13 protein-coding genes are annotated in these 12,987 nt (G+C 43.5%); 7 read left to right on the top strand and 6 right to left on the bottom strand.

The window, feature by feature from the left end:
* The first annotated feature begins 5 nt into the window (after window positions 1-5).
* The 7 genes from MAMP_RS13060 (at window position 6) to fusA (ending at window position 8,431) form a co-directional block, all read left to right on the top strand.
* Window positions 6-602, top strand: a complete 597-nt coding sequence (locus MAMP_RS13060) for an NADH-quinone oxidoreductase subunit J (RefSeq protein WP_007146552.1) — start codon at window positions 6-8, stop codon at window positions 600-602.
* Window positions 599-904, top strand: coding sequence for an NADH-quinone oxidoreductase subunit NuoK (nuoK, locus tag MAMP_RS13055; protein ID WP_040576605.1), 306 nt, complete (start codon window positions 599-601; stop codon window positions 902-904). Before MAMP_RS13060 ends, nuoK begins: the two co-directional genes overlap by 4 nt.
* Before the next feature lie 3 nt (window positions 905-907).
* Window positions 908-2,854 (top strand): NADH-quinone oxidoreductase subunit L, encoded by a 1,947-nt coding sequence (nuoL, locus tag MAMP_RS13050; protein ID WP_007146550.1) that lies wholly within the window; start codon window positions 908-910, stop codon window positions 2,852-2,854.
* Window positions 2,855-2,874: 20 nt separating this feature from the next.
* Window positions 2,875-4,386 carry an NADH-quinone oxidoreductase subunit M gene (locus tag MAMP_RS13045; RefSeq protein WP_007146549.1) on the top strand — a complete coding sequence of 504 codons (1,512 nt, stop codon included), beginning with the start codon at window positions 2,875-2,877 and terminating at the stop codon, window positions 4,384-4,386.
* A gap of 14 nt (window positions 4,387-4,400) precedes the next feature.
* Window positions 4,401-5,834: an NADH-quinone oxidoreductase subunit NuoN gene (gene nuoN / locus MAMP_RS13040; protein ID WP_007146548.1), complete on the top strand. Its 1,434-nt coding sequence runs from the start codon at window positions 4,401-4,403 to the stop codon at window positions 5,832-5,834.
* 8 nt (window positions 5,835-5,842) lie between these two features.
* Window positions 5,843-6,145, top strand: coding sequence for a DUF2818 family protein (locus MAMP_RS13035; RefSeq protein WP_007146547.1), 303 nt, complete (start codon window positions 5,843-5,845; stop codon window positions 6,143-6,145).
* A 195-nt stretch (window positions 6,146-6,340) separates the two neighbouring features.
* Entirely contained in the window at window positions 6,341-8,431 is a 2,091-nt protein-coding gene (gene fusA, locus MAMP_RS13030) for an elongation factor G (RefSeq protein WP_007146546.1), read from the top strand.
* A 63-nt stretch (window positions 8,432-8,494) separates the two neighbouring features.
* Here the strand turns inward: fusA and MAMP_RS13025 are convergent, their stop codons facing one another.
* The 6 genes from MAMP_RS13025 to MAMP_RS13000 form a co-directional block, all read right to left on the bottom strand.
* Complete coding sequence (locus tag MAMP_RS13025; RefSeq protein ID WP_007146545.1) at window positions 8,495-9,868, bottom strand: PFL family protein; 1,374 nt, start codon at window positions 9,866-9,868, stop codon at window positions 8,495-8,497.
* Between the two features lie 39 nt (window positions 9,869-9,907).
* On the bottom strand, window positions 9,908-10,474 hold the full coding sequence (locus MAMP_RS13020; protein WP_007146544.1) for a glycine cleavage system transcriptional repressor: 567 nt from the start codon (window positions 10,472-10,474) through the stop codon (window positions 9,908-9,910).
* Window positions 10,475-10,627: 153 nt separating this feature from the next.
* Window positions 10,628-10,786: a YqaE/Pmp3 family membrane protein gene (locus MAMP_RS15970; protein ID WP_007146542.1), complete on the bottom strand. Its 159-nt coding sequence runs from the start codon at window positions 10,784-10,786 to the stop codon at window positions 10,628-10,630.
* A 34-nt stretch (window positions 10,787-10,820) separates the two neighbouring features.
* Window positions 10,821-11,279, bottom strand: a complete 459-nt coding sequence (locus MAMP_RS13010; RefSeq protein ID WP_007146541.1) for a DUF4112 domain-containing protein — start codon at window positions 11,277-11,279, stop codon at window positions 10,821-10,823.
* The gene (locus MAMP_RS13005; RefSeq protein ID WP_007146540.1) at window positions 11,276-12,184 is read right to left on the bottom strand and encodes a diacylglycerol/lipid kinase family protein; all 909 of its coding nucleotides are present in this window, start codon (window positions 12,182-12,184) and stop codon (window positions 11,276-11,278) included. Before MAMP_RS13005 ends, MAMP_RS13010 begins: the two co-directional genes overlap by 4 nt.
* Window positions 12,174-12,968: a metallophosphoesterase family protein gene (locus tag MAMP_RS13000; protein WP_007146539.1), complete on the bottom strand. Its 795-nt coding sequence runs from the start codon at window positions 12,966-12,968 to the stop codon at window positions 12,174-12,176. Before MAMP_RS13000 ends, MAMP_RS13005 begins: the two co-directional genes overlap by 11 nt.
* Window positions 12,969-12,987 lie beyond the last annotated feature (19 nt).

Below are 12,987 nucleotides of genomic sequence, written 5' to 3'. Positions count from 1 at the left end.
GACTAGTGGAAAGCATAATCTTTTATACCTTTGCGGTTATTTTATTGTTTGCTGCAACGATGGTGATAACAGTACGTAACCCAGTGCGGGCAGCGTTATTTCTGGTATTAGCCTTTTTCACCAGTGCTGGTATCTGGCTAATGCTAGAAGCAGAGTTCCTTGCCATTAGTCTGGTCCTTGTCTATGTGGGGGCGGTGTTGGTGCTATTCCTCTTTGTCGTGATGATGCTGGACATTGATCTGGCACCACTCAAAGAAGGTTTCACGCGTTATTTACCACTCGGCATTATTGTGGCGGCGTTGATTGTGGTGGAGATGATTGCTGTGTTGAATGCTCCACAATTTAATATTAGCGCCGCTGCAGCGACTGATGCCAGCAATACCAAAATGTTGGGACGTTTGTTGTATACCGTCTATGTGTATCCGTTTGAAATTGCCTCTGTCATTTTAACGGTTGCCATTGTGGCGGCCATCACACTGACATTGCGTGAGCACCACCGTAAATTGCAGGATCCGGCTAAACAGGTGACAGTTAAATCGACAGATCGGCTCAGAATGGTGGATCTTCGGCAGACACAGGAAGGAGAGGGGAGAGAGCCATGATGGTGTTATCTGACTATCTTATTCTCGCTGCCATATTGTTCAGCTTGTCTTTAGCGGGCATTTTTTTGAATCGTAAAAACATCATTATTTTATTGATGTGTATTGAATTAATGCTGTTAGCGGTAAATCTTAACTTTATTGCTTTTTCGCACTTTCTGGGAGACCCCGCTGGTCAGGTGTTTGTGTTCTTTATCTTAACGGTGGCAGCAGCGGAAGCGGCTATTGGTCTGGCTATTTTGGTGGTTTTATTCCGTAATCTCAGTACCATTAATGTGTCTGACCTTGATAGGTTAAAGGGGTAACGAATGCCACAGAGCTTGCTGCTTGCCATTGTCATCGCGCCTTTGTTTGGCAGTATCGCTGCAGGTTTGTTTGGTCGCCATTTGGGACGAAGCTGGACGCATCGGATTACTATTTTTTCTGTAGGTGTTGCTTTCTTTTTATCTGCCTGGGTACTGAAGCTCGTTACTGTTGATGGGCTGACTTATAACGGTATGGTTTATCAATGGTTACAGGCTGGCTCATTGCAGCTTGAAGTCGGTTTTATGATTGATAGCTTAAGTGCTGTCATGATGACCGTGGTGACCTTTGTTTCGCTGATGGTGCATATCTACACCATTGGTTATATGCACGATGACGATGGTTATTGTCGTTTCTTTAGTTATATTTCGTTGTTTACCTTTGCCATGCTGATGCTGGTGATGGCGAATAACTTTATGCAGCTATTTTTTGGTTGGGAAGCCGTAGGGCTGGTGTCCTACCTATTAATTGGTTTTTGGTATAAAAAACCGACGGCGATTTACGCCAATCTTAAGGCTTTTCTGGTCAATAGAGTCGGGGATTTTGGCTTTTTACTGGGTATTGCTGCGGTACTGATGTATGCCGGTAGTCTGGATTATGTGACGGTCTTCCAACAAGCGCCATATATGGCAGAAGAAACCATTAGCCTATTTCCTGATGTGACATGGTCGGTAATGACACTGGCCTGCATATTATTATTTATCGGCGCTATGGGTAAGTCTGCACAAGTACCATTACATGTTTGGTTGCCAGATTCAATGGAAGGGCCGACGCCTATTTCAGCACTGATCCATGCGGCGACCATGGTGACGGCCGGTATTTTCATGGTGGCGCGTATGTCACCTTTGTTTGAGCTTTCAGAAACGGCATTGTCATTTGTACTGATTATTGGCGCCATTACTGCCTTTTTTATGGGGCTGCTGGGGTTAGTTCAAAACGATATTAAGCGTGTTATCGCTTATTCGACCTTGTCACAATTAGGTTATATGACGGTGGCATTAGGTGTGTCAGCCTATGCCGCTGGTGTCTTCCACCTGTTGACGCATGCTTTTTTCAAAGCCTTACTTTTCTTGGCGGCAGGTTCGGTGATTATCGCTATGCATCATGAGCAGGATATGCGCAAGATGGGCGGGCTGAAAAAGTATATGCCGATAACTTACTGGACCAGCCTGATTGGTTCCTTAGCGTTGATCGGTTTCCCTGGTTTTGCCGGCTTCTTTTCTAAAGATGCCATCATTGAGGCTGTCCATGCTTCGAATATACCCGGTCATAGCTTTGCCTATTTTTCTGTGTTATCGGGCGTATTAATCACATCCCTTTATAGTTTCCGCCTGTTTTTTATGGTGTTCCATGGTAAGCCACGATTTAACACTGAGCACGGACATCAGCCTAAGGAGTCTCCATGGGTGGTCACCTTGCCATTGATACTGCTGGCAATCCCTTCGGTTATTGCTGGTTACTGGATCGGTAGCGTGGTCTACGGTGAGTTTTTTGCGGATGCTATTTATGTGGCAGCAACTCATGAAATTCTAGCTGAGCAGGCAACAGAATTTCATGGTGTGTTGAGCTTTATATTGCACGGGCTCACGGCGGCTCCGTTCTGGTTGGCCATGGCGGGTATCGTGATAGCTTGGTTTTTATATTTACGGCGACCTGATTTACCGGCTGTTTTACAGAATAAAGGTCAGTTTATTTATCGAATCCTGATCAATAAATATGGTTTTGATGACTTTAATCAGACGGTGATTGCTGGTGGCTCCCGTCAACTAGGCCAGCTTTTATGGCGAGTTGGTGATCGTATTCTGATTGATGGTGCCCTGGTGAATGGTTCAGCCAAGACGGTGGCATGGTGTTCACGTTTAGCCAGACAGATACAGACTGGCTATTTGTATCACTATGCCTTTGCAATGATTATTGGTGTGGGCCTGTTACTCACCTTTTTTGTAGCATGACAGGGACGGAATAGAAAACCATGCTGACACAACTCCCATTGTTAAGTCTGATTATCTGGTTACCCATTGCTGCAGGCTTGTTATGCCTGTTTTTGAATGATCGGGAATGCCTGAGTAAATGGCTCGCGGTGGGGACAGCGTCACTGACTATTTTATTATCCATCGCTCTGTATATCGGTTTTGACAATACCTCATATCAAATGCAGTTTGAGGAGTTGCATCCCTGGATTGCGACGTTTGCCATTAATTATCATCTTGGTATTGATGGGTTTTCTTTACCGTTAATCATTTTAACAACGATTTCGACATTGCTGGTTGTAGTGGCAGGCTGGCGTGTCATTGAATATCGCTTAAATCATTACCTGGCTGCCTTTTTGATTATGGAAGGTTTGATGCTGGCGGTATTTTCAGCATTGGATGCCATATTGTTTTATGTGTTTTTTGAAGCCATGCTGATTCCATTGTTTTTGATTATCGGCATCTGGGGTGGGCCGAATCGCGTTTATGCCACGATCAAATTCTTTTTGTATACGTTTTTTGGTTCGGTGTTTTTATTAATTGCTCTGCTGTATTTGCATCACGTTGCAGGCAGTTTTTCATTGCTGGATTATCATGCGGTCACTTTATCCATGACCGAGCAAACCTGGCTGTTTTTTGCCTTTTTGATTGCATTTGCAGTCAAAGTACCGATGTGGCCAGTGCATACCTGGTTACCAGATGCACATGTTGAAGCCCCTACCGGCGGTTCAGTCATTTTGGCGGCTATTACCTTAAAGATTGGCGGTTATGGTTTTATCCGATTCGCCTTACCTATTACACCGGATGCCAGTATGGTTTTTGACTGGTTATTGATTACCTTGTCATTGATTGCTGTGGTTTATATTGGCTTTGTGGCACTGGTACAGTCGGACCTGAAAAAATTAATTGCCTATTCGAGTATTGCTCATATGGGCTTTGTGACGCTGGGCTTATTTATTGTTTTCAGAATATTTTTTAACTCAGCAACAGGTAGTGGGGCAGTGCTGGCGGTGGAAGGGGCCATGGTGCAGATGGTGTCACATGGCTTTATTTCCGCAGCGATGTTTTTGGCTGTCGGTGTATTGTATGACCGGATGCATACCCGTGAAATTAGTGCCTATGGTGGGGTTATTAATACCATGCCGACATTCACGGCATTTGCGGTATTTTTTGCCATGGCAAATGCCGGTCTACCAGGCACATCAGGTTTTGTGGGTGAGTTTATGGTGATTCTGGCTGCTTTTCAGGCGAATTTCTGGTTTGCTTTTCTGGCAGCGACAACCTTAATTCTTGGTGCAGCCTATACCTTGTGGATGGTGAAACGAGTCTTTTTTGGTGAAGTGGCAAATCAACACGTTGCTGAACTGGAAGATATTAATACCCGTGAATTTATGCTGTTAGCGAGTTTAGCGGTGATTGTTTTAGTGTTAGGTCTCTGGCCTGATCCATTGTTAGACGTGATGCACGCTTCTGTTGAAAATTTATTAACACAAGTGTCTCAATCCAAGCTCTAAAAGGACAATTGATAATGAACTACCAAGTGCCAAATATGTTGTTTGCATTACCTGAAATGGTCATGCTGGCAATGGCTTGTGTTGTCTTATTATTTGTTGCTTTTACCGGCAGTAGAAAAGTGAGTTGGGTCTATGGGCTCAGCCAGTTAAGTTTACTTGCTGTACTGATTATCCTGGTTTCTTCCTGGGGCGAAGCCGGAAAGACCTTTTCCGACACTTATGTTAAAGATGGCCTGAGTGATGTATTAAAAATAGCCATCTGTCTGGTGAATATGTGTGTCTTGTTATATTCCGTTGAATATTTACGGGTACGCCAATTACTTCAAGGCGAGTTTTATGTTTTAGCCTTGTTCGCCACGCTGGGTATGTTGATTATGGTGTCGGCGAATCACTTTCTGACTTTGTATTTAGGGCTGGAGTTATTGTCCTTGTGTCTTTATGCCATGGTAGCAATGCATCGTGATTCGGCGATTGCGACTGAAGCTGCGATGAAATATTTCATCCTCGGTGCGATTGCTTCGGGAATGTTGTTATATGGCATGTCTATTATCTATGGCATTACAGGAAGTTTGATGTTGCAGGATATTGCTACAGCTGTGTATTCATCGTCCAGCAATGACACAATTCTAAGCTTTGCACTGGTTTTTATTATTATTGGTATCGGCTTTAAGTTTGGCGCGGTGCCGTTTCATATGTGGTTACCGGATGTTTATCATGGTGCACCGACAGCGATGACGCTTTTTATTGCCGCCGCACCTAAAATTGCTGCTTTTGCTTTGTTGATTCGATTATTAGTCGATGGACTGATAGACTTACAAAGCTATTGGCAACCGATGTTGATGTTGATGGCTGTTTTATCGATGATAATCGGTAATGTTGTGGCTATCGCTCAGACCAATATTAAACGCATGCTGGCGTATTCTACGATTTCTCATGTCGGTTTTTTATTGATGGGTGTACTTGCCGGTACGGAAGCAGGTTATGCCGCTTCGATGTTTTATACCTTGGTATATGCCCTCATGACATTAGGCAGTTTTGGTGTGATTCTGTTGATGAGCCGTTACGGCTTTGAAGCAGATAATATTGATGACTTTAAAGGACTGAGCAAACAACATCCGTGGTTGGCTTTGTTAATGCTGATTTTGATGTTTTCAATGGCAGGAATACCACCATTAGCAGGTTTTTATGCCAAATTAGGTGTAGTTAAAGCGGTGGTAGATGCAGATATGTTAGCCGTTGCGTTGGTTGCGGTGGTGATGTCAGTGATTGGTGCTTTTTATTATTTACGTGTCATAAAAGTCATGTATTTTGATGATGCCGAACACCATCATGAAGCGAATACCTCAGGTTCAGCTGGTTTTGTATTGAGCATTAATACTTTATTGGTGCTAGCACTGGGGATATTTCCAGGATTATTAATGTCGGTTTGTTCTACCGTTTTTTCTTAGGAAACAACATGTCTATTTGGCTTATGTTAGGGCTGTTTTTTATATTGGCAAATCTACCGTGGATAGGCGAACGTGTATTTTTTGTTTATGCACTGGAACAAAAATCCAACTGGATACGGTTACTTGAATTAGTCGTGTATTTTTTTATCAGCCTGCTTATCGGTATTGCTTTTGAAATCCGCTTTTCCGGAGATGTTTACTCACAAGGTTGGGAATTTTTTGTGACAGTGTTGAGTTTGTTTTTGGTGCTGTCGGTACCAGGGGTTGTATATCGTTATCAATGGGTACCGATGCAACACAGGTTTAAATAGCCTTTATAGATTCCGCAAATGATTTAACATCACGCTGTCATTACCTGATAGTAGATTTATTGAATGGCGACATAGCAGTCTTTGTCGCTTTTTTACTTATAAATGTGTGCATATACAAAGATTCTAGTTTAGAATTGGCGGGTTTAACTCCGTGTAAATGCACGAATTGTTCATTTAAATAATAGAGACAGGATTATGGCTTCTGATTTATCCAAGTACAGAAATATAGGTATCTTCGCCCACGTTGATGCGGGTAAAACCACAACAACTGAGCGTATCCTGAAACTGACCGGTAAAATTCATAAAACTGGTGAGGTTCACGAAGGTGAATCAACTATGGACTTCATGGATCAGGAAGCTGAACGTGGTATTACCATTCAGTCTGCTGCTACCACGTGTGCATGGAAAGGTTACCGTTTAAATGTTATCGATACACCGGGACACGTTGACTTCACTATCGAAGTATATCGTTCATTAAAAGTACTTGACGGTGGTATTGGTGTTTTCTGTGGTAGTGGTGGTGTTGAGCCTCAATCAGAAACTAACTGGCGTTATGCTAACGAATCAGAAGTATCTCGTCTGATATACGTTAACAAACTTGACCGTATGGGTGCAGACTTCTACCGCGTTGTTAAGCAAGTTGAAGATGTTCTTGCTGCCACACCTTTAGTTATGGTTCTGCCAATCGGTATCGAAGATGAGTTCAAAGGTGTTGTTGACCTGTTAACGCGTAAAGCATGGTACTGGCCTGACGAAAAAGATCCTGAAAACTACAGCATTGAAGAGCCACCTGCAGAGATGGCTGACCAGATCGAAGAATGGCGTGAAAAACTTATCGAAACTGCGGTTGAGCAGGACGATGATTTGATGGAAAAATATCTGGAAGGTGAAGAGCCTTCTATTGATGAACTGAAAAAATGTATCCGTAAAGGTACATTAGAATTAGCGTTCTTCCCAACTTACTGCGGTAGCTCGTTCAAAAACAAAGGTCTTCAATTAGTACTAGATGCTGTTGTTGATTACCTGCCTGATCCAACAGAAGTGGATCCACAACCAGAAGTCGATTTAGAAGGTAACGAAACAGGTAAAGTGGCGACTGTTGATATCAATGGTCCACTACGTGCATTGGCATTCAAAATTATGGATGACCGTTTTGGTGCACTGACCTTCGTTCGACTCTACTCTGGTGAAATTCGCAAAGGTGACACCATTCTGAATACCTTCACAGGTAAAACAGAACGCGTTGGTCGTATGGTGGAAATGCATGCGAACGACCGTAACGAGCTTGATTACGCTCACGCGGGTGACATCATCGCTATTGTAGGTATGAAAGATGTTCAAACAGGTCACACATTATGTGATCCGAAGAACGCAGCAACACTTGAACCAATGGTCTTCCCTGATCCTGTTATCTCAATCGCTATTGCACCTAAAGATAAAGGTGCGGCAGAGAAATTAGGTATCGCTCTGGGTAAAATGATTAAAGAAGATCCTTCATTCCGTGTTGAAACCGATGAAGACAGTGGCGAAACCATCATGAAAGGTATGGGTGAGCTGCATTTGGATATCAAAGTAGATATCCTGAAGCGTACTCATGGTGTGGACGTTATCGTTGGTGAACCGCAAGTGGCTTACCGTGAAACTATCACGCAACGTGTGGAAGACAGCTACACGCACAAGAAACAATCAGGTGGTTCTGGTCAGTTCGGTCGCATTGATTACATCATTGAACCAGGTGAACCAGGTAGCGGTTTTGCTTTTGAATCTACAGTAACTGGTGGTACAGTTCCTCGTGAATTCTGGCCTGCTGTTGAGGGTGGCTTCAAGAAAATGATGGGTAGAGGTGTATTAGCCGGCTTCCCATTACTGGACGTTAAAGTGAATTTATTTGATGGTTCATTCCACGCCGTTGACTCATCTGCCATCGCGTTTGAATTAGCCGCAATGGGTGGTTTCCGTCAGTCTATTCCTAAAGCGGGTCCTCAGTTACTTGAGCCGATCATGAAAGTTGACGTGTTTACACCAGAAGATAATGTCGGTGACGTTATTGGTGACTTAAACCGTCGCCGCGGTATGATCAAGTCTCAGGATGCGGGTGCAACTGGTGTCCGTATTAAAGCTGAAGTACCACTGAGTGAAATGTTTGGTTACATCGGTTCACTACGTACAATGACATCGGGTCGTGGTCAGTTCTCTATGGAGTTCTTACACTACATGCCATGTCCACGTAATGTAGCTGACGAAGTTATCAAAGAAACAAAAGAGCGTGAAGCTGCTAAGAAATAAGTTATTATTTCTAGAGAAAATAAAAAAGGGCTGATTTATCAGCCCTTTTTTTATGCCTTAGATTTAGTTAACTAGACTTTGTATTGGAGATGGAATACGTCCACCGAGTCGAACAAAGCGGTTCTCATGACTACCCATGTTAACAGCCATGACCGGGCCTTCACCTAATAAACCACCATAGACAACATGATCACCGGCTTTCTTGCCTGGCGCAGGAATCAGACGTGCTGCCGTGGTTTTTTTGTTGATAACACCAATGGCCATTTCATCTGCAATAATGGCTGAAATCATCTCTGCAGAGGTGTCACCAGGTATAGCGACCATATCCAAGCCAACAGAACATACGGCTGTCATGGCTTCCAGTTTTTCCAGTGATAATGTGCCATTCACTGCGGAATCAGCAATCGTCAAATCTTCACAAACCGGAATAAAGGCGCCACTGAGTCCGCCGACGTGTGAACTGGCAAACGCACCACCTTTTTTAACCGCATCATTCAACATTGATAAAAAGGCCGTACTACCAGGTGCGCCTATCGCAGGTAAACCGATAGCCTCAAAAATTTCACCGACGCTATCGTTTTTATTCGGCGTAGGGGCGAGTGAAAGATCAACAATACCAAAGGGTAACCCTAATAATTGAGCGACTTCACGGCCAACTAATTCGCCCGCTCTTGTAAGGCGCGCTGCTGTCTGTTTAATCACATCTGCGGCACGACTTAAGTCCATGCCGTCTTCTTCTTCAAGAGCACGTTCCAGGGCCGCTTTGACCACACCTGGGCCACTAACACCGACACTGACAACGGCATCAGCTTCACCAATGCCAAGATAAGCACCGGCCATGAATGGCACGTCTTGCGGGATATTGGCAAACACAACCAGTTTTGCTGCTGCCAGGCCATCGTCTTTTGCTGTCATCTCAGCGGCTTGTTTGATGATGACGCCCATATCTTTGATGGCATCCATATTGATACCGGCACGGGTGCTGGCGACATTGACTGAAGAGCAGACGCGCTGACTCTCAGTTAATGCTTGTGGAATAGCATTGATGAGTGCTCTATCACCATGTGTCATACCTTTTTCCACTAGAGCGGTGAAGCCACCGATAAAGTCGATACCTAATTCTGAGGCAGCTTTATCAAGCGTGAGCGCAATTTCCACCATTTGATCAGAGTTAAAGGGGGCAGCCACTACTCCGATGGGGCTAATAGAAATGCGTTTATTAGCCACTTCGATGCCGTAGCGTCTTTCAATACGGTTACAGGTACTGACAAGATTGCCGGCGATACGGGTGATTTTGTCGTAGATTTTGCGTTTAAAAGTATTAATGTCGTCACTGACACAATCAGCAAGACTGATCCCTACGGTCACAGTACGTAAATCCAGATTTTCTTCACGTACCATTTGTAAGGTAGAAATAATGTCTTTGGGATTAATCATTTTATGTCCTGATATGAACGGGTAAGAATATAACGGCGATTAATTAAGTATATTGCTCACGGAATCAAAAATTTTACGATGTTGCACACTGACTTCCAGATCCAGTCGTTGTGAGATTTCTGCAAGCGCATCACGTAAATCATTCATGATCGTGGCTTTAGGTACATCAATTTCAAATACCATTAAATTATCCATGGGGTTTTTACCACCCTTGAAAATAGCTTGCATATTGGTGATATTCACACCGTGTTTAAACAGTTGTCCAGCCACTTCAGCCACAATGCCCTGACGATCTGGCCCAATAACCGTGACAATATAGGGTTGAACCTCAGGTTTATTTTGATACCAGTCTGATGCTTTTTCATTCCATGGGTGTACACGGATGAATAGCCCCATGTTGTTACAGGCGTTTTCTAATGCTGTTTGAAGTTCTTCAGCCACTTCCTCATGCTGAACATCAACAAGTAATAACGCACCAAAAACAGAGTTGAGCAGCGTTTGACTCAAATTCTCAATATTGCCATTGCGCTGATTAATCACATCTGCAATAACGGCCATAATTCCGGGTTGATCACTTCCCAGAACAGAAATTAATACTTTATTCATTTTTCACCTTAGAGAGGTTTGCAGGATCTAGCGTTATATGATCGCAACATTATTGATCATAGACAAATACAAAAATGCCGGGATAAGTCCCGGCATCAAAAAAAATTCGATTTTGACGTGATGCCTTGATTACAAAAGGCATCATACTCGGTATTAACGCTTGGCAATGATCCATACTGCGTGAACAATACCTGGAATATAGCCGAGAATAGTTAGCAGGATATTTAGCCAGAAAGCACCACCGAAGCCGACTTGTAAGAATACGCCAAGCGGTGGTAACAAAATAGCAATCAGAATTCGTATTAAGTCCATAATAACTCCCTTTTATTGATAGTTGTTTTTCTTACTATGATTGAAACAATGCCGTCCAGATTAAGCTGATAATCCAGCCGACAAAGGCTACCGCCAGGCCAATCATGGTGATTAAGATAAGAATAATAGCGATATTTTCCAGCAGTGTTTTACGATATACCTGCCGGGGTTGTTGCTCATACTCGCTGAGTAGAGCGACATTTCTCCGGTTAGCTTTCCAGACAAAATCAAAGACATCACCAATGACCGGAATAGCACCAAGTGTGGTATCAATTAACATATTGATAGCCATTTTTAACAGAATCATTTTTGGTGCACCTAGCTGATGAGCCTGATAAATAATCACACTGGAAAGCAGGCCACCAATAAAGTCACCAAAGCCAGGAATAAGACCTAGAAATCCGTCAGCGCCGATTTTATAGCCACCGGGTAAGGTGATCGATTCATCTAAAAACCAACTAAGTCGGTGTATAAACCGTGTTCGATTACTCATGTATCTCCATCCTTCGCATCTGGAACAACAACATTCAGGCTATCGCGTTTGAAACGATAGTGTAATGGTGGTTTGAGTTTGATTAACTCCCCATCAACAGCAACAGTAAGCCATTTCTTACGTGAACGCAGGGTCACTTTCACCTCGTCAATAATGGCGTTATCGACAAGCTTTGCTTTTTTTAAGGGATCAATTCCCATTAACATCGCACTAAAAACGAGTTTGATAGCTGACCAGCTACTGTTGCAGCGAATAACGATAAGGTGCAGACCTTCACGGCCACCAGCTTTAACTTGTCCTGCTGATGGGATTTGAAGATCGCGTTCACCGACGCCAACAAACACCAGAGGCGTTTTGATTTTTTGTTCATTCAGAATAATGTGAGTATGGCGAAAATGGTAGAGTCTTCTGATACCTGCCAATATGCTGGCCATCATATATCGCATTTTTCGTTCCAGATATTCACGGGTGCGAACAAAAGTCACATAAGCGCCAACAGAGCTTGTGTTGAGAAATATCTGATCATTAACATAAGCGACATGGGTGCTGGCCACCTTACCATGAGTAGCCAGTTCGATGGCTAAAGAGGTATCGGTCGGAATGGATAAGCGCTGGGCAAAATGGTTGAGCGTGCCACCTGGAATAATGGCCAGTTCAGTTTCTGTACCGGTGATTATCCCAGCGGCTAATGCCAACGTACCATCACCGCCTGAGACGATAATGCGTTTATGACCATCATCAATGGCATTTTGAATAGCCGTTTGCATATCGGTGGCAGATAAGCTGTGGAGAGTAATGCTGTCATATGCTGTTAAGCTGTTTATTACGGCTTCAGCACTACCCGCGTGTTTATTCACAAAAACCGGTATTTTGGTTTCGGGCCTTCTGTTTTGATTAGGCTTCATGCCATTGCCCGTTTTTACGTTGAAAAGTCTGTGACTGAGATAGTTGAAATTCACCTTGCTGCCAATGGTGACGGGTAATAGTCAAACGGTTTTTATCACCTTGAATCACGTTAAAACTATTTGGCGTATCGGGTAGAAGCCTATCTGATGTGGTGGTGCCAGCATGAGAGATGATCATACCGTCAAGCACGTGACAATAATCAATATGCACATGCCCACTGAGTATTAAATCAAGACCACGGCCTTTAAATGATGCTAACGCTTCATCGCGACCGCCGATGAGATGCCTGGCTTCATATTGCGGAGGTAGCCAGAAAGGGTGGTGTGCCACAAGCAGTTGAAGTTGTTGCTGCGGTGCATGACTCATCTGCTGTGTAATTTGTTGTATTTGTGAAGGACTGATTCGCCCTCTGGACCAATCCATATAAAAACCGGCTTTTCTGGCAGTGTTAATACCCATAAGCTGATAGTCTTCTGTTGAAAACTGGGGCTCTAAATCAGACTGAATCCACTTTTTCCAATTACGCCATGGACAGATAAACCGCTCGACAACTCGGAATGTACTGAGATCATGATTGCCGGGAACGATAAAATAAGGTGTATTGAGTGAGCTAAGAAATTCAGCGGCTTGCTGATATTCTTTGGCTGTTGCACGCTGGGTCAGATCACCACTAATGATAATCATCTCGGGTGCTAAGACACGAATACTACGTTTTAAGCCTTCTAAAACATCAGTCAGAATACGTCCAAAGTGTAAGTCGGATATATGTAAAAGTGTTGTCATAGAAGGCTAACCACTAGCT

Source organism: Methylophaga thalassica MP (assembly GCF_000214595.1).
In the GTDB taxonomy this organism is placed as follows: Bacteria; Pseudomonadota; Gammaproteobacteria; order Nitrosococcales; family Methylophagaceae; genus Methylophaga; species Methylophaga thalassica.
Note: the sequence above shows the minus strand (reverse complement) of the source record. Positions and strands in the feature narration are given on the sequence as shown.

Bases quoted from the DNA above. Each gene is read 5' to 3' on its own strand.
- MAMP_RS13005 (WP_007146540.1), bottom strand. From the start codon at position 12,184: ATGAAGCCTAATCAAAACAGAAGGCCCGAAACCAAAATACCGGTTTTT.
- MAMP_RS13010 (WP_007146541.1), bottom strand. From the start codon at position 11,279: ATGAGTAATCGAACACGGTTTATACACCGACTTAGTTGGTTTTTAGAT.
- nuoN (WP_007146548.1), top strand. From the start codon at position 4,401: ATGAACTACCAAGTGCCAAATATGTTGTTTGCATTACCTGAAATGGTC.
- nuoK (WP_040576605.1), top strand. From the start codon at position 599: ATGATGGTGTTATCTGACTATCTTATTCTCGCTGCCATATTGTTCAGC.
- nuoL (WP_007146550.1), top strand. From the start codon at position 908: ATGCCACAGAGCTTGCTGCTTGCCATTGTCATCGCGCCTTTGTTTGGC.
- MAMP_RS15970 (WP_007146542.1), bottom strand. From the start codon at position 10,786: ATGGACTTAATACGAATTCTGATTGCTATTTTGTTACCACCGCTTGGC.
- MAMP_RS13020 (WP_007146544.1), bottom strand. From the start codon at position 10,474: ATGAATAAAGTATTAATTTCTGTTCTGGGAAGTGATCAACCCGGAATT.
- MAMP_RS13000 (WP_007146539.1), bottom strand. From the start codon at position 12,968: ATGACAACACTTTTACATATATCCGACTTACACTTTGGACGTATTCTG.
- MAMP_RS13045 (WP_007146549.1), top strand. From the start codon at position 2,875: ATGCTGACACAACTCCCATTGTTAAGTCTGATTATCTGGTTACCCATT.
- MAMP_RS13025 (WP_007146545.1), bottom strand. From the start codon at position 9,868: ATGATTAATCCCAAAGACATTATTTCTACCTTACAAATGGTACGTGAA.
- MAMP_RS13035 (WP_007146547.1), top strand. From the start codon at position 5,843: ATGTCTATTTGGCTTATGTTAGGGCTGTTTTTTATATTGGCAAATCTA.
- fusA (WP_007146546.1), top strand. From the start codon at position 6,341: ATGGCTTCTGATTTATCCAAGTACAGAAATATAGGTATCTTCGCCCAC.